Here is a 20,857-nt window from a genome sequence, read left to right as displayed (position 1 = left end):
TGGTGTCATGTCTTCCGCAGTCCCCCTGAACCTGGGCATCGCCCGTTCCAGCGCCCCTGCTCCGGGCGGCTCCGGCAAGCGCGTCCTGCTCGCCGAACCACGTGGATACTGCGCGGGTGTCGACCGTGCAGTCGAGACCGTCGAGCGGGCCCTCGAGAAGCACGGCGCGCCGATCTACGTGCGCAAGGAGATCGTGCACAACCGGCACGTGGTCGAGACGCTGTCGGACCGCGGTGTCGTCTTCGTCGACGAGACCGACGAGGTGCCGGAGGGCTCGCTGCTGGTGTTCTCCGCCCACGGGGTGTCGCCTGCCGTGCACGAGTCGGCGGCCGAGCGCAACCTCAAGACCATCGACGCGACCTGTCCGCTGGTGACGAAGGTGCACCAGGAGGCCAAGCGCTTCGCGCGGGACGACTTCGACATCCTGCTGATCGGGCACGAGGGCCACGAGGAGGTCGAGGGCACCGCGGGCGAGGCCCCTGATCACGTCCAGTTGGTGGACGGACCCGAGTCGGTCGACGCCGTCACCGTGCGCGACGAGACGAAGGTGATCTGGCTGTCGCAGACCACGCTCAGCGTCGACGAGACGATGGCGACGGTGGCCCGGCTCCGCGAGAAGTTCCCGCTGCTGCAGGACCCGCCCAGCGACGACATCTGCTACGCCACCCAGAACCGGCAGGTCGCGGTGAAGGCGATGGCCCCTGAGTGCGACCTGGTGATCGTGGTCGGGTCGCGGAACTCGTCGAACTCGGTGCGACTGGTCGAGGTGGCCCTCGGCGCGGGCGCGCGGGCGAGCTACCTGGTCGACTACGCGCGCGAGATCGACACCGCATGGCTCGACGGCGTCACCACCGTCGGTCTCACCTCGGGTGCCTCGGTGCCGGAGATCCTGGTCAGCGGCGTGATCGAGCTTCTCGCCGAGCATGGATTCCACGATGTGCAGCCGGTGACCACCGCGAACGAGACTCTCGTCTTCTCGCTGCCGCGCGAGCTGCGCAAGCCGAGCAACACCGGTTCCTAGCGCGGGCGGTGACGCCCCGGTCCCGGCCCATACGGAGCCGGTCCGCGGGCGTCAGTACCTGCCGCGCGGCTGATCGTGAGCCGAGTCCTCGCGGTCCCGGTATCGGACCTGCGGGATCGGGTGCACGGGGGTGTACGGGTCGGCGGCGCCACGTGGGGCTGCACCCGCGCGGTCGCGGCGCTGGGCGTGCGTTCCGGCCTCCGGCCGAGATTCCCCGGCGCGGGCGGCGGGGGACCGGACGGCGCTGGACCTGGGTCGGCGCCGGGTCCCGGTACACCGCGCGTCCGGGCTGGGTCTGCGGAGCGCCCTGCGGGCGCGGTGCCGGTGCGGTGCGCTGCGCCGCCGTGCGCGGCTGGTCGGTCCGTCGTGCCGCCTGTTGCGGCCGGGTCGCGGGGCGATCGGTGCGGCGGGCGGAGCCTGCCTCTGCGGACCTGCTCTTCGCGCGGGCAGGGGTGCGGACCGCCTGCTGGCCGAGGTAGAGCCGGACCCCGCCGATGATGAGGACGGCGAGGGTGGTGGTCAACATCAGCGGAAAGCGGTTGACCAGCGGGATCGCCACGTTGAACATCAGATCCTTGAGTCCGCCCTTGGATCCCGTGGTCAGGAACTGGTAGGCCAGCGGCACGGCCGCGAACAGGATCAGCGGCGGCTGGACCATCGCGGCGAACAGGCCGCGGCTGCGGACCGCGAGGACAGCGCCGACACAGCCGAGGAAGTAGAAGACGGAGAACGCGGACGTCAGTTCGTTGCCACGGACCGCGTCAATGGCGAATCCAACGAAGGTCGTCGCCACCGCGATGAGAACGGCGGCCGCTGCGGGCACGCCGGGCACAGTGGGGAGAACAGACCGCATCTCGAGCGGCACCCCAGAGCGAGCACGTTGGGTTGCAGACACCCTTAGACACTAGCCGTTCACGATCCGATCGCCTCGTTGGCGCGACCGTTAGTGGGCAAGTTCTCGCCGAGGCCGACCGCCCTCGGCCACGAGTCGATCCGCCCGATCTCGGCGACCTCCCCGTCCCCGACCTCCAGTTCGTGGAGCTTGCGGGCGGTCACGATGACCCGCGACTCCATGGAGGCGGCCGTCAGATTGAACGAGTCGACGGCCTTGCCCAATTGGGATCCGAGCCGGTCGAGGTGGCTGCCGACCACCCCGAGCCGGGTGTACAGCTCGCGGCCGAGGCGGTGAATGGTCGCGGCCTCACGGGAGAGCGTCTCCTGCCGCCAGGTGTGCGCGATGGTGCGCAGCAGTGCGACGAGGGTGGTCGGGGTGGCCAGGATCACGTTCTTCGCGAACGCGTGCTCGAGCAGCTCGGCGTCGGCGGTGAGCGCGGCGTCCAGGAACGGGTCACCGGGGACGAACAGCACCACGAACTCCGGGCTCGGATCGAACGAGGCCCAGTAGGCCTTGGCGGAGAGCTGGTCGACGTGGGTACGCAGCTGTCGGGCGTGCCGGGTGAGGTGACCGTCCCTGACGCGGGGATCCTCTTCCTGCGCGGCGTCCAGGTATGCGGCGAGGGGAACCTTGGCGTCGACCACGATCTGCTTGCCGCCTGCCAGCCGGACCAGCAGGTCCGGCCGGACGCCCTCGCCACTGACCTGGGTGTCGAAGTCGCAGTGCTTGACCATGCCCGCAAGCTCGACCACCCGCTCGAGCTGGATCTCACCCCAACGGCCACGGATCTGCGGGGCGCGCAGCGCGGTGACGAGCTGGCTGGTCTGGGTGGTGAGCAACTGGGAGGCGCGATGCATGCCGGCAACCTGTTCGGACAGCCCGGCGTACGCGTGCACCCGGCTGCGTTCGACCTGGTGGACCTGGTTTGCGAGCGCGTCGACAGCGTCGTGCAGCGGGCCGACCAGGTGGGAGACCTGTTCGCTGACCGCGCCCGACGTGCGGCGGGCCGAGTCCTCGTTGACCGCGGCGAGGGACTGTCGCAGCGTCTTCTCGTTCTCGCGCAGTGCCGCGAGCTGGGCCTCGGCCCGTGCCGCGTGCTGGCCGGACCGGGATGCGTGCCAGAGCCAGCCGACGGCGATGCCGAGGCCGAGCGCGACGAGCAGTCCGAGTGCGGTGACGGGGTCCATGGGGCAGATGGTGCACGAGGGCACCGACACGCTCCGGTACGGAGTGACCTTGGGCGCCCCTCGCGCCGTGCCCGGCGCGCGTCACCGATCGTGTCGGCGCCGTGATCTACGGTCGGCGCATGCGAATCCTGCACACCTCCGATTGGCACATCGGGCGCACCTTCCACGGCGTGGACCTGCTCGCCGATCAGGCGAGCGCGCTCGAGGCCATCGCGGCTCTTGTCGCGGAGAACGAGGTGGACGTGGTCGTCGTCCCCGGCGACGTGTACGACCGTGCGATCCCGAGCGCGGACGCGGTGACGGTGTGCAACAAGGGTTTCGAGTCGATCCGTGCGGCGGGAGCGGTGATCGTCGCGACCTCCGGCAATCACGACTCCCCTGCGCGGCTCGGTGCGGGCTCGGCGTTCTCGGCCGCGGGCGGACTGCACCTGATGACACGGGTGTCCGAGGTGGACCGCCCGGTGCTGCTCGAGGACGAGCACGGCGAGGTCGCCTTCTACGGCCTGCCGTACCTCGAGCCCGAGACCACGAGGGCGGAGCTGGGCGTGCCGACCGCGCGCTCGCACGCCGAGATCCTGGATGCGGCGATGGCGCGCGTCCGTGTGGATCTCGGGGGCCGCGCCGTCGACGGCACCCGGCCGCGCGCGGTCCTGCTCGCGCACGCCTTCGTAGTCGGGGCCGAGGCGACCGGCTCGGAACGATCCATCTCGGTCGGCGGGGTCGAGACGGTCTCGGCCTCCGCGTTCGACGGCGTCGACTATGTGGCGCTCGGGCACCTGCACTCGCCGCAGACCCTCACCGATCGGGTGCGCTATTCCGGTTCGCCGCTGCCGTATTCGTTCGGCGAGCGGACCCACCGCAAGGCGGTGTGGATAGCCGATCTGGATGCCACGGGCCTCGCGGAGGTGCGCCGCGTCGACCTGCCGGTTGTGCGCGGGCTGAGCCAGCTGACCGGCACCGTGGACGAGCTGCTCGACGACGAACGGTTCACCGCGGACGAGGCCAACTACATCTCGGCGATCCTCACCGATCCGGTCCGGCCACAGGATCCGATGCGCACCCTGCAGACCCGGTTCCCGCACATGGTGCACCTCGAATGGCAGCGACCCGAGGGCAGCGCGGACCTGCACTACGGGGAGCGCGTTCGCGGGCGCAGCGACCTGCAGATCGCCACCAGCTTCCTCACCGACATGCGCGGCGAACCGACGGCGAGCGAACTGCGCCTGGTCGAGCGCGCGCTGAGCGCCGCGGTCCACGAGAACGAGCTCGGCGAACCGGCGGCCCTGGAAGAGATCGCGTGAGGCTGCACAGTCTGGAGGTCTCGGCGTTCGGTCCGTTCGGCGACACCGCGGCGGTGGACTTCGACGCCCTCGGCGCGGACGGCTTGTTCCTGCTGCACGGACAGACCGGGGCGGGGAAGACCACGATCCTCGACGCGGTGGCCTTCGCGCTGTACGGCACGGTCCCTGGTGCCAGGCAGCAGGGCAAGCGACTGCTCTCGGATCACGCCGCCGTGGGTTCGGTGCCGAAGGTGGTGCTGGAGGCGACAATCGGCGGCCGCAGGCTCCGCCTGACCCGTAGCCCCGAATACGAACGGGCAAAACTCCGCGGCACCGGCACCACCAAGGAGAACGCAAAGGCGACGCTCACCTGGCTGGACGGTCACGGTCAGAACCTGACCCGCCTCGACGAGATCGGCGAGGAGATCGGCCGGCTGCTCGGCATGAGCGCGGACCAGTTCTTCCAGGTGGTACTGCTCCCGCAGGGGGAGTTCGCGCGATTCCTGCGTGCGGACACCGACGAGCGGGGCGACCTGCTGGAGCGGCTGTTCGACACCACCCGGTTCGGCACGGTCGAGGACTGGTTCGCAGAACGCAGGCGCGAGAGCGCGGCGACGCTGGAATCCGGACGCAAGTCCGTGGACCTGATGCTCGCACGTGTCTCCACGGCGGCGGGCATCGAGGCGGGCGCCGACGCCGATCCACTGACTTGGGCACACAAGTTGCGGGCCGACGCGGAGGAGGCCAGGGACACCGCAACCGCGGAACTCGTCGCGGCAAAGGCGGCCGCCGCGCGGGCCACCGCGACGCTCGCCGAGGTGACCCGGATCCGGGGCCTCCAGCAGCGCGCAGCCAAGGCAGAGGCGGAGCTGCGCGCCCACGCCGGGGGCGCGGACGCGCGGGCAGCGCAGACCGAGGAACTCGCAAGGGCGGTGCGGGCCGCGCCGATCGCCGAGATCCGTGTCGAGGCAGCCGCGGCGGCGGAAACCGCTGCGCGGGAACTGAAGTTGATGGACACCCTGGCCGGAGGCATCGGCGCGGTCGACGAGGGCAGGGCGCTGCTGGAGCGGCTGTCCTGGCCCGAGGCCGCCGAGGACCGCGACGTCATCGCCGCGACGATCCGCGGCTGGACCGATGAGGTCGCGCGGCTCGACGACCTCATCGCCGAATCGTTGGTCGCCGACGCCCTGCAGGAGACCGTGGACCGGCACGGCGAGCGGCGCCGCGAGCTCGCCTCCGCCGCAGCGGAACTCGAGCTCCGTCGAACCGCGCTGCCCGAGCAGCTGCGCGCCGCCGAGGACGATCTCGCCGCCGCGCGGCAGGCGGTCGCGGCGCTGCCCGCCCTCGACGAGGCGCGGGGCAGGGCGGCCGACGTGCAGGGCGCCGCCGTCGCCCTCGCGCAGCAGCGACAGCTCCGGGCGGACGCCGCGGACCAGCTGTCGGCGGCGCGGGGCCGACATCAGGACGCGCGGGGCGAGCTGCTCGACCTTCGCGAACGCCGCCTCGCGGGCATGGCGGCCGAGCTCGCGGCCGGACTCGCCGACGGCGAACCATGCGTGGTGTGCGGTTCGGCGGAACACCCGAACCCGGCCGAGGCGTCGGAGACGATGGTGACCAGGTCCGACGAGGACGCCGCCCGGGTGGCGGAGCAGCGATTCGCCCAGGAGGTCGATGTCGCGACCGATCGCCTCGCGAAGATCGATCAGGCCATCGAGGTCCTGCTCGAGCGGGGCGGCGACCGCGACCGAGATCAGCTCGCGGCAGAACTGTCGGCGGCCACCGAGGCGCACGCGGCCGCGCAGACGTCGGCAGCGCGAGAGCAGGCGCTCGCCGATCGCCTGTCCGGACTGCGCGCCGAACAGGAAGGCCTGCAGGAACGTTCACGCGTCGCCACTGCCGAGCTCGCGACCCTCGATGAGCGGATCGCGGGGTCGGTGCATCAGCTGGAGACCATCAGGAAGCGGATCGCGGAGGCCTCGGGCGTCGACGAGAGCCCGCAGGCGCGCCGCGACCGGCTCGACGCGCTCGCGGCGGCGGTGTCGCGACTGCGAGATCTGCGCGCGCAGGTCACCGCCGCGCAGGAGAGCGCGGAGGCGTTGTCCGTGAAGGTCGCCCTGGCGGCGGCCGAGGCCGGGTTCGAGTCGGTGGACGAGGCGGTCGCTGCCACCAGGGACGAGCGTCGGGTGGCGGCCATCGAGGCCGCGCTCGAGCAGGCGCGGGATCAGCGGGTGCGGGCCGAATCAGTCCTTGCGGAGGCGGAGGTGGCCGCCGTCGCCGGGATGGACCCCGTCGACCCGTCGGTCGCCGAGTCCGAGGTCGAGGGCGCGAACGCGGTGGCGAACTCGGCGATCGCCGTCGCGTCAGAGGCCGACCGCAGGCTGGCGGACCTCGAGAGGCTGGTCGCGCAGCTGGCGAAGGAGGTCGGCGCGCTGGCCCCGATGCAGGAGCGGCACGCGGAACTGGCGGGCCTGGCCGAGGTGATCGCCGGGCGGGGACAGAATGCCCGTAAGATGTCGCTGCGGTCCTATGTCCTCGCCGCCAGGCTCGAGGAGGTCGCGATTGCCGCCTCGACCAGGCTGCGCCGGATGTCAGGTGGCCGTTACGAATTCGTGCACGCGGACGGGGCAGGGCCGCGCGGCAAGCGGGGCGGACTCGGCCTGGACATCCGCGACGACTACACCGGGGTGGTGCGCTCGGCGAAGACCCTCTCTGGCGGCGAATCGTTCCTCGCGTCGCTGTCGCTGGCGCTGGGTCTGGCCGACGTCGTCGCCGCGGAGTCGGGCGGGCTGGTGCTCGACACCATGTTCATCGACGAGGGATTCGGCACCCTCGACTCGGACGCGCTGGAGTCGGTGATGGGAGTTCTCGACGAGCTGCGTGCGGGCGGACGGGTGGTCGGCATCGTCAGCCATGTCGACGAGATGCGGCAGCGGATCCCGAGCCGGCTGCACGTGATCCGCGGGCGTGCCGGGTCGAGCGTGGAGGTCGTCGCGGGCTGATCGGGCCGCCGCCGCGACCCGCGCAGCCGCCTTGGCCGGCGCGGGTCGGGCCGTTGATCACGAGATCCGCCGGACTCCGGTGGCGCCCTTGACCTCAAGTGTGGTTGAGATTTTAGCGTCGTCGAGGACGAGAGGAGTTCGATGATGACAACACTGGTTACAGGCGCCACCGGAAACACCGGCCGCCATGTGGTGGCAGAGCTGGTGCGCCGCGGCGAGCATGTCCGGGCGCTGACTCGCAATCCCGGTGCGGCAGCGAGGGTGCTGCCGGCGGGGGTGGAGTTGGTGGCCGGCACACACACCGCGCCGGAGACGCTGGGCATCGCCCTCGACGGCGTCAGTCGACTGCACATCACCGTGACGGCGGGGCTCGCCGACGTCGGTCCCGAGCTGGTGCGGCGCGCGGTCGGCGCGGGGGTGCGGCGCATCACCGTGCTGTGGGGCGGGGGAGTCGGGCCGGTGGAGCAGGCCGTGGCGGATTCGGGCGTGGAGTGGACACGGCTGGAGCCGCAGGAGTTCATGTCCAACACACTGACCTGGGCCGAGTCGATCCGGGCCGAGGGTGTCGTGCGCGAACCGTACGATTTCCCCAGCGCGCTGGTGCACGAGGCCGACATCGGGGCCGTCGCAGCGGCCGCACTGCTCGACGACGGCCACGTGGGACTTGCCTACAACCTCACTGGGCCGGAGACGCTGACACCGCGGGAGCGGATCGCGATCCTGTCGCGGGCTATCGGTCGCGACATCGCGTTCGTCCCGATCACTCACGAACAGGCCGTCGACCGGCTGATTGCCACCGGAGTCCCGCGGGCGGACGCCGAGTATGTCATCGGTTGGTATTCCACCCCCACCGACGACTCCACGACCGTCGTGGACACCGTCGAGCGGGTGACCGGCCGTCCCGCACGGACTTTCGCCCAGTGGATGGCCGACCATGCGGACCGCTTCGTCGGGCACTCGGTGCCCGACCGCGCAAGGGCCACCTAGTCCGGCGATCAGACGGAGCCGGCCTCCGCCTCAACCGTCACCAGTCCGGTCGACCCGGGTTCGTCGTCCGCGACGGCGGGCCCGGGCTCGGCGCTGGCACCCTCGTCGAGTTTCAGGTCCACCTGTTCGCCGATGTAGCGGATCACCACGGCCACCACGGCCGCGACCGGGACGGCGAGGAACGCTCCGACGATCCCGAACATGGAGCCGCCCGCGGTCACCGCGAGCAGCACGATCACCGCGTGCAGCTTCATGGTGCGGCTCTGCAGCACCGGCTGGAGCACGTTGCCCTCGAGCTGCTGGACCGCGATCACGATGACCAGGACGATCAGCGCGGTCGTCCAGCCCTTCGCGACGAGCGCGACCAGGACGGCGAGGGCGCCCGCGACGAAGGCGCCGACGATCGGGATGAAGCCGGCGATGAAGGTGAGCAGGGCGAGCATCGGGGCCAGCGGCACACCCAGGATGATCAGGCCGAGGCCGATGAAGAAGGCGTCGACGAAGCTGACAAGCGCCTGGGTGCGGATGAAGCCGCCGAGGGTGTCCCAGATCCGGACGGACACCGCCTCGAAGTGCCGTCCGGCGCGACCGCCGGTGACGCTGTGCAGCCACGGCAGGAAGCGCGGCCCGTCCTTGATGAAGAAGAACGCGAGCACCAGCACCAGCGTGAGCGTCACGAGCATGGAGCCGGCCGCGCTGACGCCGCTGAACACGCCGGTGGCGATGGCCTGAGCACTGGTCTGCAATTTGTGGATGATCGCCTGGACCGCGGAGTCGATCTGATCGTCCTGCAGGTTGATCGGCGGGCCCTTGATCCACTCCTGCACCTGCGTGATGCCCTGGCTGGCCTTGTTTGCGAGCTCGGGCGCCTGGTCGACCACCGAGGGCACGATCAGCGCGATGATCCCGCCGAAGAAGCCGAGGAACGCGATCAGGGTGATGCCGGCCGCCGCCCCAGGGGGAACGCCGCGAGAGGTCATCGCGCGGGTGGGCGGCCACAACACCGTCGAGACCACGATCGCGAGCAGGACCGGCAGGACCGCGACCCACAGGACGCCGAGCAGGGTCCACACCACCCAGCCGCCGGCGGCGATGAGCACCAGGCACAGCGACCACTTGGCGAGCCACATGCCGCCCATGCCGAGTATCTCGCCGCGGTCGCGGGGTGGTGCTGACGCGGCTCGGTCGGCGGCGCGGTGGGCTGATCGCTCACGGTCGGTCCTTCCTGGCGGTGATGGACCGAATCTACCGTGCGTGCTCGTGCGAGATCAGCCAGCGCTTGGCAGGCAGGCCCCAGCGGAACCCACCGAGCGTGCCGTCGGTGCGCAGCACCCGGTGGCAGGGCACGAACAGCGCGGCGGCGTTGCGGGCGCAGGCCGACGCTGCTCCGCGCACCGCGGCGGGACGTCCCGAGCGGCCGGCGAACTCGGTGTAGGTGATCGGGTCCCCGGCTGGCACAGTGCGCAGCACATCCCAGGCGTGCACCAGGAATTCGCCCGACTGCTGCCGGACGGCGATCGAATCGATGCTGGTCAGATCGCCGCGATGGTAATCGGCGATGGCGCGGGTGACGGCCCCGAGATCGCAGAGCCGGGTGAGTTCGTTGGGGCGCAGGCTCGGGTGGATCAGCGCCCGCAGTCCCTCGGCGTCGTCCGTCCATCCCGACGCCAGGACCGCGCCGTCGCCGTCGACGAGGGCGGTGAACGGGCCGATCGGGGTCGTGGTGGTGGCGTACTGGGCGATCATTTCTGGTCCTCCGTATCGGGGTCGGGGTGGGATCGAGCGCACCGCGCGCGGCAAGTGCGCTGCGCCACAAGTGCATTGATGCGTACGAGCGCCAGGGTGTCCAGCGCGCGGAGTCGGTCAGATCGGCGCCCACCGCTTGCGCGCCCTGGCGGACGACGAGGTCCGTGTCGAGCAGCACGTCGGGGTCCGCGAGGGTGCGCATCACCACATAGTCGGCCGTCCATGGTCCGATGCCCTTGTACGACAACAGATCCGCGCGAAGATCCTCGGCGGTGCGGCCGGCGTGCAGGGTCAGGGTGCCAGAGGCGAGCGCCTCCGCGACCCCGATGACGGCGTCGATCCGGCGGGCAGGACCGGCGAGCACCTCGCGCCCGCGCGCCGCGATGACATCGGCGCCGGGGAAGCTGTGGGTCAGCTGCGGGTCGTCGACCGGGGCGCCGAGCGCGGCCACCAGGCGGGCGGTCTGGGTGGACGCCGCGGCCAGCGAGATCTGTTGCCCGATCATCGTGCGCAGCAGGAGTTCGTCCGCGTCGAGGCTGCCCGGTACCCGGATGCCGGGGGCCGCGCGGACGCTCGTCGCCAGCGCGGGATCAGCGGCGAGGGCACCGTCGACCGCCTCGGGGTCCGCGTCCAGGTCCAGGAGATGTCGCAGCCGGGCGACGGCGGGCGCGAGGTCGCGCATGTCCCGCAGGGTGAGTTCGGCCCGCACGTACTCGGGCAGGACGCGCAGCGCGACCACCCCGCAGCCGCGGGGGAGTCGGAGCGTTCGGCGGTACTCGCCGTCGGACCAGCGCTCCATGCCCGCGACGGCGTGCCCGGACAGGAACCAGGCCAGCCAGCCGGCGTCGAGGGGTTTGCGGTACGGCAGTCGCAACGACACCGTGCCCTTGGCGGGCGGCACGTCGGCGCGCTTGGCGGCCTCGGCGCGCATCGTCGAGGGGGCCACCGCGAACACCTCGCGGACCGTGTCGTTGAACTGCCGGATGCTCGAGAATCCCGCGGCGAACGCGATGTCCGACATCGACATCGCCGTGGTCTGGATCAGCAGCCGGGCGGTGTGCGCGCGATGTGCCCGGGCGAGGGCGAGCGGTCCTGCGCCGAGTTCCGCGGTCAACGCCCTGGTGAGGTGCCGCGACGAGTATCCGAGCGAGGCGGACAGCGATTCCACCCCGCCGCGCTCGACGGCGCCGTCGGAGATCAGCCGCATGGCGCGGGCGGCGAGATCCGAGCGCACGTTCCACAGCGGCGAGCCGGGCGCGGCGTCGGGCAGGCACCGGCGGCAGGCGCGGTACCCGGCCTGCTGGGCGGCGGCCGCGGTCGGCAGAAAGCTGACGTTGCCCGGCTTCGGCGTGATCGCCGGGCACGAGGGCCTGCAGTAGATGCCCGTGGTCCGCACCGCGGTGATGAACTGCCCGTCGAAGCGGGCATCGCGGGAGGACACGGCGCGGTAGCAGCGGTCGAAGTCGAGATGCGGTGCGGTCACAGTCACCACTGTGGCAGCGCGCCCGCGGCCACGCTAGCGGGAATCGGACATCACCGTCTCGACGGATCAGGCGCCGCCGGTACGGACCTCGTAGTCGCCGGTGGCGCACCCGGTCATCAGCGAGCCCTCGCCGAGCGGGGTGAACGCGACGTCCTCGACCCCGACCGTGTCGACGGCCGAGGGATCCGTGCCGATCGGACTGGGGAACCAGACTTCGAGCCGGCAGCTGCCCTCGCCCGCGGTGCCGGTCAGCTCCAGCCGGTCACCCTCGGCCGCGAGATGAGTGATCCGTCCTGGCGCGTATCGCGGGTAGGCGCGGGTGAGTACGTCGAGCAGCGCGGTGTTCCTCGGGGCGTCCTCCCCGGTGCTGCACAGCACCGGCATCAGTCCGTTGCCCAGTTCCTGGATGCCGTTCTGCGGGTCCCCGCAGGCCTGCTTCCACACCCAGTAGGTGCCGCCCTGGATGTGCGCGTCCTGCTCCTGTGCGAAGCGGGCGGCCTTGTCGACGAGCCCATCGCCCCAGTAGCCGTACTCACCGGTCCAGACCGGGATGTCGCCGTACTTGTGCGCCACCCGGTCGGCGAGGGTGAAGCCCCGTTCGATGCTGACGATCGTGGGTAGGCCCAGTGAGGCGTCCATCGTGATGGACTCGGCATAGAGGTGCGGGGAGAAGACGATGTTGGTGTCGTCCGTGAAGCCGGCCGGGGGGCCACTGTCGAACCCGAGCCCGGACCACAGGATGCTCGGCTCGAAGTAGACGATCTGCTCGGCGCCCGCCTCGCGGATGGCGTCGATGGTCCGGTCGTAGAAGCGGCCGAGCAGCAGCGACGAGGTGAGCGGCGCGGACTCGCCGAAGTTCGGCTCGTTCAGCAGGTCGTACCCGGCGACCGCATCCTCGTCCTTGAACTCGCCCGCGAGCATCGCCCAGGCCTGGACCAGCTGCTCCTGCACGCCGTCGGTGTCGTAGTAGAAGTTGTTGAAGGCGCGGCCGCCCGCGGGCGAGATGTCGCGCCCGGTGAACTGGCAGCGCGGTGCGCCGTCGGTGATCGTGGCCCACTCGGGTGCGCCGTCGTAGCCCCACATGGGCGAGGTGCCCGGCCTGCAGCTGACGTCGTCGGGTGACGGGGCGTTCGACCAGCCGTCCTGATGCATGTCGAGCACGGTGTAGAGGCCGTGCGCCTTGGCCTGCGCGACGGCGACCCGGATCTGGTCGACATAGGCCTCGTCGTAGCGCCCGCGTTCGGGCTCGAGGGCCGACCAGGACAACGCGAGCCGGACCACGTTGAATCCGTGATCGGCGATGCCTGCGAAGTCCGCGTCGGTCAGCGGCAGGGTCGAGGGGACCTCGGGCCGCGGCGCATAGAAGTCGACGAGCTGGTTGACGTTGACGCCGCGCAGCAGGACCTCGCGGCCGGCCGCGTCGGCGATGACCTCGCCCGAGACGCGCAGGGGCAGAAGGGTTCCCGCCTCGACGGAGTCGATGGGAGCAGGCGACGCCGGCTGCGCGTCGGGGCGGGCCAGGAACGGGACGGCCACCGCGACGGCGGCCAAGGTCACCGCTCCTGCCCGCAGGGCCGGGCGGGGGATCGGCGACGGCTGAGTCGACTGCCGCCGCGACCAGACGGCCGCGAGTCCGACGATCCATCCCGTGCATGCGCCGTAGGCGACGCCGTCCGCGAGCCGGATGTACCCGCCCATCAGCGGCCAGAGGTCGCCCGCGAAACCGTCGTCGGAGACCATTCCGACGATCGATGCGGCGAGGGCGAGCAGCGCGCCGGCGCCCATGGCCGCGAACCATCCGGCGAGGAAGGTCGCCGCGGTCCCGCCCGCCACCCGGCGGCCGAGCACCCGCTGGCAGCCGATGGCGCCGAGGGCGAGCACGACGATCCCGCCGACTGTCGCGAGCACGCCGTTGAGGACATTCGGTGCGGGCATCCACCGGTCGTAGGGGGCGCCTGCCCACCACTGTCCCGCCAGGAGCGGGGCGATGGCGCCGAAGAGCAGCGCCCCGGCCCACACCGACGGCGCGTCGTCCGGTGCGTCGGCCACGCTGCGGCTGCGGCCCGCGATCGCGACGACGCCCGCGACGATCAGTCCGGCCGGAATAGCCTTGGCGAGGGCGAATCCGCTGCCCCACGCCGCGGTCCCGAGGTCGCCTGCCGCCACCAACGACATCGCGAACTTCGCAAGCAGCACCGCGAGCACGACGCTTCCGGTGGTGGCCGCGAACAGCCAGCGGGACCCGGCGATCGACCGCACGGCCCACCACGTGACGCCGAGCAGCACCGGCAGGTAGACGACGAACGGCGCGATCTGCCAGGGCGCCCGGATCGGCCACAGGTCCGCGCCCGTCCAGCCGAGCAGGCTCAGCAGGCCGCTCGGATCCGCGGCGGCCTGGACGATCACCAGCAGACCCAAGGCGAGGGTCGCGATCCAGGCAAGGCGATTCGAAGACATCCGACACATTCCGTTCACTAAGGAGTTCTCGGATCCTAAATGCAGCCGCTCCCGCTCGCGCCCGGAACTGGACGATTGTCCGAATCGCGGGACCATCTAGCTTGCCAATCTGGAAAGTATGGGGCACGCTTTCCATTATGGAAACTCCGGGAGTAGGGCCGAGCGAGGCCGCCGACGCCCTCGAGGCCGCCGAGGCGTCGCGATCCAGGCTTGCCAGGGGCGTGGTCATTCCGCCGTGGACGCATGCGTGGCTGGGTGCGGCGGTCGCGGTGCAGATCGCGACAGCAGCTGTCGGCCTCACGTGGGGGCAGGGGTCGGCGCCCTGGTGGATCGCGGTCGGCGTCGTGGTCTTCGGCGTCGTGGCGTGGTGGCAGCTGCGCCGGTTCCGCCGCGCCAACGGCGTCCGGCTCGAGGGCTTCGCCAGTCGCGTCGTGTTCGGCGCCGCGGCGATGGCCACTGTCGGTTACCTGGCCGGACTGGTGGCGGCGTACGCCGCGATGACGCACGGCTGGTGGTGGCTGGCCGCACCGGCGGCGGCCGCCGGGGGAGTCGCCTACGCCGTGAGCGGCCGGCACTGGGTCGCCTCATACCGGCGAGAGCCTGCGCGCCTGGCCACCGCCGAGAGCGTCGCGTGGCTGGTCGTGCTCGGGGTCCTCGCCCTTGGCGGTCTGGTGCTGTTGGTGATCGGCCACTGATGCCGGAGCTCGACGCGCACCTCCAGCAGCCGGCCCGGCTACGGCTGATGTCGATGCTGACCGCGGTCACGGAGGCGGAGTTCGCGACGGTGCGGGATCGGCTCGAGGTCAGTGACTCGGTGCTCTCCAAGCATGTGTCGGCGCTCGCCGCCGCCGGGTATGTCCGCAGCCGCAAGGGCGTGCACCTGGGCCGCCGGACCACCTGGCTCTCGTTGTCCGCGACGGGTCGTAAGTCGCTGCAGGCACACGTCGCTGCGCTGCGCGAGATCATCGCAGGCGTGGAGTAGGGCTGCCGAGGGGTCGGTCCGCCGAAAACGCCCAGAGCCTCCCGGAGCGTGAACTAGTCTCGGAAAACCTACTTCGCGGTATGTTCCGACACCGGGAGAGCCATGAGTGCTCGCACCGCCCGCGCGCCGTCGCGGTCCTCCGTTCTCCGGAGGTGCCTGCCCGCGCTGGCCGCCGTCGTGCTCGGGCTGGCGGTGGCGGTGGCGGGACCACCTGCTCCAGCCACCGCATCCGACGCCGACACCTACCTGAACCTGCCCCTGGTCAACCGCGACGCCGCGCACGGGCCGGGCGGGGTGAACCCGGCGCTGCCGACCGATCGCGTCGTGCTGGCGCGGCTGCTCGACCAGGCCAGGGCGTCCGGCGCGGCGCCGACCTCGTACGCGGCGTTGCTCTATCAGTACTGGCTGGCCGATGTCACCGCAGAGGCCGGTATCGACCTGGCACGGTGGGACCCCCGCACCGGGGTCGAGGCGAACAGGGAGAACCTGATCCGGTCGTACCGGTACTACGAGCACCTGCAGCTGCAGCACCGCGAGCTGCAATGGGCGGGCATGGCCGGGCAGGTCGGCGCCGACTTCGGCGGCGGGCTCATCGATTTCGAGCTGATCACGAACATCTACGACTTTCCGCAGCTGCAACAGAGCACGCGCGCCATCGTCGCGACGGCGACCGACGTGGCGGGCCCGCAGATCGTCGACCGGCTCCCGAAGGGGTTGCGCGCGTTGGCCGGGGCAGGCGCCACGGTGACCGGCGACGACCTGCACGACATCCTGGGCATGATCCTGGTGATGCAGAAGAACATCTTCTCGGATCTGATGCCGATGCACCGCGCGTACGTCACCGAGGGCCTGCCAGCTCTCGAGGAGATGCGCGCGGCGGGGCTGTTCGGGCAGGATGTGATGGACGCGTGGCACGACATCGCCTCGACGGATGCGGACCGGATCGCCCGTGGCAACGTGGCCCTGCTGCGTCGCGAACAGGGTGTGATCATCCGGGAACAATGGGACGCCGTGCGGGCCTACAAGGGCGACGTCGGCGAGGCTGTCAGCTACCTGTCCACGGTCGCGGGGTCACCCTCGGTCGCAGGCGTGCTGCCGCCACGCTCGTTCCGTCCCATCGAGATCGCCGCCACCTTGCCCGACGGCCGGACCGCCACCCTGACGACGCCGCTGCCGAGCTGGAATTGGTCGGTCTACGAGGAGCGGTGGGACTACATCACCACCCAGTTGCTGCCCAGGTACAAGGCGACGGTGGAAAACGACTGGCCGCGGCTCGAGGCGGAGCTCCGCACCCCTTACGAGATCCAGATCGAGAGCCACCGGCCGTTGTTGAACATTCCGCAGATCCTGCAATCGGCCCTCCAGAACACGAAAGTGACGGTGTCCTGATGTCGACCGATCCGCTCCACCATCGCCCCCGCGTCGGCGGGGCGCGATCGCTCTCGGCCGCTGCCGCGGCTGTCGTCCTCGCGATCCTGTCGCCGGGTGTCGGTGCGGCGCAGGCACCCCCGCCGTCCGTCGCGGTCGACACGCCCGCCTTGCAGGGGGAAGTGTTCAACCCGTTCGTCGACGGCGCGTTCGAGGGTGGGGAGTTCGGCACCCGCGACGAGATCCTCGGCGCGCTGCGGCCGAACGATCCGTTCTACGCCGAGCCGCCGCTCACCGGCGCGGAAAAGCCGGGCACCCTCCTCAAGGCCAAGCGGGTGGACGTTATGTTCACCGGCTTCAAGCCGGCAAACCTCGAGGCGTACAAGATCATGTACGTCACGACGGGGAACGACGGGGTTACCCCGACGATCAGCACCGGGTTCGTGATGATCCCGGTCGACGGCGTGCCCGCGTCGGAGAAGAAGGTCATCGGGTACCAGGAGGCCAATGACAGCGTGGGTGCCTACTGTCACCCCAGCACCCAGTGGACGGGCGGGGACCCCCTCGACGGCGCCTCGTGGTCCGCGCTCGGCCCGCTGGCGCTGATGTTCGGCAAGGGGTACGCCGTCGTGATCTCCGATGTCGGCAACGATGCCGACCCGGATCCGCACGGCGTCTTCGCGGCGAAGTTCGCCGGCCATGCCCAGCTCGACGCACTGCGCGCGGCCACCTCGGGCGGCGGGACGGGGCTGAGCCCGCAGGCCCCCATCGCGCTGTTCGGCGTCGCAGGCGGCGGCGTCGGCGCGGCCTCCGCTGCGGAGATGCAGGCCGGCTACGCACCCGAGCTGAACGTCAAATCCACTGTCCTCGAGGGCATGGTCATCGATCAGCGGAACTTCATGCGGACCGCGGACGGCTCGGTCGGATCGGGGTTCGCGTTCGCGACCCTGCTCGGGCTCGAGCCCTGGTACCCGGAGATGCGGATCAACGACAAGCTCAACCCGGTCGGCAGGGCGCTGGCGGACGAGTACCGCGTGCAGTGTCAGATGCCGTCCTACTTCACGGCGCCCTTCGTGCCGCTCCGGCTGCTGTTCTCCAGCGGTCAGAGTCCCGCCGACATCCCCGAGTTCCAGCACGTCTACGACGACAACAGGCTCGGTGGTCAGGCGCCGAGGTCCAAGGTGCTGATCTCCTCGTGCGGCAAGGACGATTCGCCGATGTCCCTTGTGCCCGCACAGGATTCCCGCGACCTTGCGGCCCGCTACCGGGCGGGCGGTACCGACGTCACCTATGCGCCGAGCGATTGCAACCTGAACCGGTTGTTCGCCGACCCGTACGGGTGGGGGACCGACCTGTTCGGCATGCAGACGATCGACTGGATCGATCGGAACTTCGCGGACTGACGTCGCGGCGCGGCCGCGCGGTCAGAACCGGGCGGCGTCCGCGTCGATCCAGTCATTCAGCCAGCCGGCGGGCGGGTCCTCGAGCAACTCGCCCGACTGCAGCCACTCATAAAGATCCGCATAGGTTTTCGTGGTGAACGCATCGACGCGCCGATTGAGCATGGACGGCCGCAGCTCGTCGAACCCGTCCAGGCCCATCGAGGCGATCAGCTGCTTCGCGCTGGCCACCGTCGACTTCTGGAACCGGTACACCCGGGCGGACTTGTCCGGCACGTCGATCGACTTCGAGCGGGAGCGGTCCTGCGTCGCGACCCCGACCGGGCAGTGGTTGGTGTGGCAGGCCTGGGCCTGGATGCAGCCGACCGCGAACATCATCGCTCGGGCCGCCATGGTGAAGTCGGCGCCCTGGATGATGCGCTTGACGATGTCGCTGCCGCTCGCGACCTTGCCGGAGGCGCCGATCCTGATCCGGTCACGCAGGCCCGCGCCGACCAGGGCGTTGTGCACGAGCATCAGGCCCTCGGTCAGTGGCATACCCATGTGATCCTCGAATTCGACGGGGGCGGCACCGGTTCCGCCCTCCGAGCCGTCCACGATGATGAAGTCCGGCGCGGTCCCGGTCTCCAGCATGGCCTTGCAGATGCCGAGGAACTCCGCACGCGAGCCAACGCAGAGCTTGAACCCGACGGGCTTGCCTCCGGAGAGGGCGCGCAGCGTCGCGACGAACTCGATCAGCCCGGCGGGGGTGTCGAAGGCGCTGTGTGCGGGCGGCGAGATCACGGTGACCCCCACCGGGACGCCGCGGGTGTCGGCGATCTCCTGGCTCACCTTCGCGCCCGGCAGCACGCCGCCCAGGCCGGGCTTGGCGCCCTGGGACAGCTTGATCGAGATCGCCTTGACCTGAGGGTCGACCGCCTTCGCGGCGAAGGCCTCCGGATCGAACCGCCCGTCCGGCGTGCGACATCCGAAGTAGCCGGAGCCGATCTCCCAGATCAGGTCGCCACCGTGCTTGCGGTGGTAGGGGCTGATGCCGCCCTCGCCGGTGTCGTGGGCGAATCCGCCGCGCGCGGCGCCCGCGTTCATCGCCTCGACCGCGTTGGCGGACAGCGAGCCGAAGCTCATCGCGGAGACGTTGAGCAGCGCGATGTCGTACGGCTGGGTGCAGTCGGGCCCGCCGAGCCGGACCGTCGGGGTCGCCTCCGGGGCGTGCCGTGCCCGCAGCGAGTGCGCCATGAACTCGTACCCGGGCGCGTGTACGTCGCGTTCGGTGCCGAAGGGCTCGTCATCCTTGGTGCCCTTGGCGCGTTCGTACACGAGATCGCGGGTTTCACGATCGAATGGCGTTCCATCGGTGGACGATTCGATGAAGTACTGCTGGATCTCGGGGCGGATCTTCTCGAGCAGGAACCGGGCGTGCCCGAGGATGGGGTAGTTGCGCAGGATGCTGTGTCGGCGCTGGAGCAGATCCCAGGTGCCCAGGCCCGCGAGCGCCACGAGGATTGCGGCGAGAACCGCGATGACGACCCGCCATCCGGACTCCGTGAGGAGGGCGAGCGCCAGTGCCGCCAGCCCGGCCAGCCACACTCCGGCAACGATCAGCCATCTCACCACGGTGCATCCTCTCGCGTCACGTCCATCGCCGGTCGGGTCGACCGAGTGTCGCACCCGGACGAGCGGGGCTCCGAAAACGACACGGCGGCCCCGGAAATGAGTTCCGGGACCGCCGCGTCGGGTGGAGCGGGTGTACTACGCCGGGATGGTCAGAACCTGGCCGACGTTGATGGCGTCCGGGTTCGGGATGCCGTTGGCGTCGGCGATGCGCTGGTACTGGTTGCCGTCGCCGTAGAAGTGGGTGGCGAGGTCCCAGAGGGTGTCGCCGGGGGCGACGGTGTGGGTGCGCGGGGCCGGGGGCGCCGGCGGAGCCTCGGCGGCGGCCGGGGCGACGGGGGCGGGCTCGGGCTCCGGCTCGGCCACGACCTCGACGGCGGTGTCCGAGGCCCAGACGGCCTTGTCGCCCGCGTACAGCACCACGTTGCGGTCGTCCTGGACGACCAGCTTGACGTCGGAGTTGCCCGAGGTCTCGGAGGCCCACACGGCGTCGTTGCCCTCGGTGTACAGCACGAAGTTGCCGTCGTCCTGCAGGTCGGCCTTGACTGCGCTCTTGCCGTTGGTCTTGCTGGCCCACACAGCGTTGCCGCCCTCGCTGAGCACGAGGTTGCCGTCGTCCTGCAGCGTCAGCGCGTATGCGCCGTTGTTGGAGGTGATCGACTGTCCGGCCGTGAGGCTCGAACCGGCCTGCAAGGTGTCCGCCACGTTGTTCCCCTTTCAGAGGTGATCGTCGGTGAAGCGCTTGTAGTGCTGATCCACACGGGGACCGCATGATCCGGCCCTCGGCGTGCTCACAGAGCGTACGCGGCGCGAATGAGTTTCGCTGGGGCTGAGCGGCGATCTGAACATAGTCTGAACAATGTGACGCGCTGGGAGAACGAACGTAACGAAGAGCAATCACGCGCCTATATCCGGCGTTTCGAGGAGTTGGCGGCGCAGGGCGTGGATCTGCACGGCGAGGCCCGGATGCTCGATGCCGTGATCGCGCCGGGTTCGCGGGTGCTCGACGCCGGATGTGGCACCGGGCGTGTCGGCGTCGAATTGGCCAGGCGCGGGCACCATGTCACGGCGGTCGACCTGGATCCTGTGTTGGTCGAGGCCGCGCGGGCGCACCAGGAGCTGACCGTGCACCGGGCGGACCTCTCCGAGCTCGACCTGCCCGGCGAGGTGTTCGATGCGATCATCGCGGCAGGGAATGTGCTGATCTTCCTCGAGCCCGGCACGGAACAGACTGTGCTGCAACGATTTGCCGCGCACCTGGCCGACGGCGGGGTGTTGGTGACGGGGTTCGCCACCGACTACCGGTACACGGTCCGGGACTTCGACGCGGACCTGGAGGCGGCCGGGCTGGTGCTCGAGCAGCGCTTCGCGACGTGGGACCTGCGGCCCTGGCGGCCGGACGCGACGTGGGCGGTGACGGTCGCGCGCAAGCGAGGGTAGC

At 70.7% G+C, this 20,857-nt stretch carries 15 protein-coding genes and 2 pseudogenes; 9 read left to right on the top strand and 8 right to left on the bottom strand.

Features of this window, described 5'->3' with window-relative positions:
• The first annotated feature begins 7 nt into the window (after window positions 1-7).
• Window positions 8-1,021, top strand: a complete 1,014-nt coding sequence (locus BTZ20_RS19825; RefSeq protein ID WP_077042536.1) for a 4-hydroxy-3-methylbut-2-enyl diphosphate reductase — start codon at window positions 8-10, stop codon at window positions 1,019-1,021.
• 532 nt (window positions 1,022-1,553) lie between these two features.
• Here the strand turns inward: BTZ20_RS19825 and BTZ20_RS29540 are convergent.
• Both BTZ20_RS29540 and BTZ20_RS19815 read right to left on the bottom strand, forming a co-directional pair.
• Window positions 1,554-1,874 (bottom strand): annotated as a pseudogene (locus tag BTZ20_RS29540) (DUF6542 domain-containing protein); the annotation flags it as partial.
• 59 nt (window positions 1,875-1,933) lie between these two features.
• Window positions 1,934-3,103: a DNA recombination protein RmuC gene (locus BTZ20_RS19815; RefSeq protein ID WP_077042535.1), complete on the bottom strand. Its 1,170-nt coding sequence runs from the start codon at window positions 3,101-3,103 to the stop codon at window positions 1,934-1,936.
• A 119-nt stretch (window positions 3,104-3,222) separates the two neighbouring features.
• Here BTZ20_RS19815 and BTZ20_RS19810 point away from each other — a divergent pair, with 119 nt between their 5' ends.
• From BTZ20_RS19810 to BTZ20_RS19800, 3 genes are all read left to right on the top strand, one after another.
• Window positions 3,223-4,404 (top strand): exonuclease SbcCD subunit D, encoded by a 1,182-nt coding sequence (locus tag BTZ20_RS19810; RefSeq protein WP_077043848.1) that lies wholly within the window; start codon window positions 3,223-3,225, stop codon window positions 4,402-4,404.
• Complete coding sequence (locus tag BTZ20_RS19805) at window positions 4,401-7,382, top strand: AAA family ATPase (protein ID WP_077042534.1); 2,982 nt, start codon at window positions 4,401-4,403, stop codon at window positions 7,380-7,382. The genes BTZ20_RS19810 and BTZ20_RS19805 overlap by 4 nt, the downstream gene beginning before the upstream one ends.
• A 144-nt stretch (window positions 7,383-7,526) precedes the next feature.
• A complete protein-coding gene (locus BTZ20_RS19800) occupies window positions 7,527-8,369 on the top strand; it encodes an NmrA family NAD(P)-binding protein (RefSeq protein WP_077042533.1) in 843 nt (280 codons plus the stop codon).
• Between the two features lie 8 nt (window positions 8,370-8,377).
• On the opposite strand, the gene BTZ20_RS19795 is transcribed toward BTZ20_RS19800, so the two are convergent.
• The 4 genes and pseudogenes from BTZ20_RS19795 to BTZ20_RS19780 all read right to left on the bottom strand — a co-directional run bounded on the left by BTZ20_RS19795 (window position 8,378) and on the right by BTZ20_RS19780 (window position 14,055).
• Entirely contained in the window at window positions 8,378-9,508 is a 1,131-nt protein-coding gene (locus BTZ20_RS19795; RefSeq protein ID WP_083742763.1) for an AI-2E family transporter, read from the bottom strand.
• Window positions 9,509-9,614: 106 nt separating this feature from the next.
• A complete protein-coding gene (locus tag BTZ20_RS19790; RefSeq protein ID WP_077042531.1) occupies window positions 9,615-10,115 on the bottom strand; it encodes a methylated-DNA--[protein]-cysteine S-methyltransferase in 501 nt (166 codons plus the stop codon).
• Between the two features lie 46 nt (window positions 10,116-10,161).
• Window positions 10,162-11,604: pseudogene (locus BTZ20_RS19785) on the bottom strand (DNA-3-methyladenine glycosylase 2 family protein); the annotation flags it as partial.
• A 60-nt stretch (window positions 11,605-11,664) separates the two neighbouring features.
• Window positions 11,665-14,055, bottom strand: a complete 2,391-nt coding sequence (locus tag BTZ20_RS19780; protein ID WP_145982363.1) for a cellulase family glycosylhydrolase — start codon at window positions 14,053-14,055, stop codon at window positions 11,665-11,667.
• 137 nt (window positions 14,056-14,192) lie between these two features.
• Here BTZ20_RS19780 and BTZ20_RS19775 point away from each other — a divergent pair, with 137 nt between their 5' ends.
• The 4 genes from BTZ20_RS19775 (at window position 14,193) to BTZ20_RS19760 (ending at window position 17,808) form a co-directional block, all read left to right on the top strand.
• On the top strand, window positions 14,193-14,750 hold the full coding sequence (locus BTZ20_RS19775) for a hypothetical protein (protein ID WP_077042530.1): 558 nt from the start codon (window positions 14,193-14,195) through the stop codon (window positions 14,748-14,750).
• Window positions 14,750-15,037: a transcriptional regulator gene (locus BTZ20_RS19770; RefSeq protein ID WP_077042529.1), complete on the top strand. Its 288-nt coding sequence runs from the start codon at window positions 14,750-14,752 to the stop codon at window positions 15,035-15,037. The genes BTZ20_RS19775 and BTZ20_RS19770 overlap by 1 nt, the downstream gene beginning before the upstream one ends.
• Window positions 15,038-15,139: 102 nt before the next feature.
• Entirely contained in the window at window positions 15,140-16,426 is a 1,287-nt protein-coding gene (locus BTZ20_RS19765) for a hypothetical protein (RefSeq protein ID WP_145982362.1), read from the top strand.
• Complete coding sequence (locus BTZ20_RS19760; protein WP_077042528.1) at window positions 16,426-17,808, top strand: lipase family protein; 1,383 nt, start codon at window positions 16,426-16,428, stop codon at window positions 17,806-17,808. The genes BTZ20_RS19765 and BTZ20_RS19760 overlap by 1 nt, the downstream gene beginning before the upstream one ends.
• Window positions 17,809-17,829: 21 nt before the next feature.
• On the opposite strand, the gene BTZ20_RS19755 is transcribed toward BTZ20_RS19760, so the two are convergent.
• Both BTZ20_RS19755 and BTZ20_RS19750 read right to left on the bottom strand, forming a co-directional pair.
• The gene (locus BTZ20_RS19755; RefSeq protein WP_077043845.1) at window positions 17,830-19,419 is read right to left on the bottom strand and encodes an FMN-binding glutamate synthase family protein; all 1,590 of its coding nucleotides are present in this window, start codon (window positions 19,417-19,419) and stop codon (window positions 17,830-17,832) included.
• 135 nt (window positions 19,420-19,554) lie between these two features.
• A complete protein-coding gene (locus BTZ20_RS19750) occupies window positions 19,555-20,121 on the bottom strand; it encodes a LysM peptidoglycan-binding domain-containing protein (protein WP_077042527.1) in 567 nt (188 codons plus the stop codon).
• A 108-nt stretch (window positions 20,122-20,229) separates the two neighbouring features.
• Between BTZ20_RS19750 and BTZ20_RS19745 the strand changes: the two genes are divergently transcribed.
• Window positions 20,230-20,856, top strand: a complete 627-nt coding sequence (locus BTZ20_RS19745; RefSeq protein WP_077042526.1) for a class I SAM-dependent methyltransferase — start codon at window positions 20,230-20,232, stop codon at window positions 20,854-20,856.
• The last annotated feature ends 1 nt before the right edge of the window (window position 20,857 follow it).

The organism is Rhodococcus sp. MTM3W5.2, from assembly GCF_001984015.1.
GTDB classification, from domain to species: domain Bacteria; phylum Actinomycetota; class Actinomycetes; order Mycobacteriales; family Mycobacteriaceae; genus Rhodococcus_G; species Rhodococcus_G oryzae.
This window is presented reverse-complemented; position numbering and strand designations above follow the sequence as displayed.

Excerpts from the sequence above, each read along its gene's own strand:
- BTZ20_RS19795 (WP_083742763.1), bottom strand. The coding sequence starts at position 9,508 with ATGGGCGGCATGTGGCTCGCCAAGTGGTCGCTGTGCCTGGTGCTCATC.
- BTZ20_RS19770 (WP_077042529.1), top strand. The coding sequence starts at position 14,750 with ATGCCGGAGCTCGACGCGCACCTCCAGCAGCCGGCCCGGCTACGGCTG.
- BTZ20_RS19780 (WP_145982363.1), bottom strand. The coding sequence starts at position 14,055 with ATGTCTTCGAATCGCCTTGCCTGGATCGCGACCCTCGCCTTGGGTCTG.
- BTZ20_RS19825 (WP_077042536.1), top strand. The coding sequence starts at position 8 with ATGTCTTCCGCAGTCCCCCTGAACCTGGGCATCGCCCGTTCCAGCGCC.
- BTZ20_RS19775 (WP_077042530.1), top strand. The coding sequence starts at position 14,193 with ATGGAAACTCCGGGAGTAGGGCCGAGCGAGGCCGCCGACGCCCTCGAG.
- BTZ20_RS19790 (WP_077042531.1), bottom strand. The coding sequence starts at position 10,115 with ATGATCGCCCAGTACGCCACCACCACGACCCCGATCGGCCCGTTCACC.
- BTZ20_RS19815 (WP_077042535.1), bottom strand. The coding sequence starts at position 3,103 with ATGGACCCCGTCACCGCACTCGGACTGCTCGTCGCGCTCGGCCTCGGC.
- BTZ20_RS19800 (WP_077042533.1), top strand. The coding sequence starts at position 7,527 with ATGACAACACTGGTTACAGGCGCCACCGGAAACACCGGCCGCCATGTG.
- BTZ20_RS19745 (WP_077042526.1), top strand. The coding sequence starts at position 20,230 with ATGAGTTTCGCTGGGGCTGAGCGGCGATCTGAACATAGTCTGAACAAT.
- BTZ20_RS19765 (WP_145982362.1), top strand. The coding sequence starts at position 15,140 with ATGAGTGCTCGCACCGCCCGCGCGCCGTCGCGGTCCTCCGTTCTCCGG.
- BTZ20_RS19810 (WP_077043848.1), top strand. The coding sequence starts at position 3,223 with ATGCGAATCCTGCACACCTCCGATTGGCACATCGGGCGCACCTTCCAC.
- BTZ20_RS19760 (WP_077042528.1), top strand. The coding sequence starts at position 16,426 with ATGTCGACCGATCCGCTCCACCATCGCCCCCGCGTCGGCGGGGCGCGA.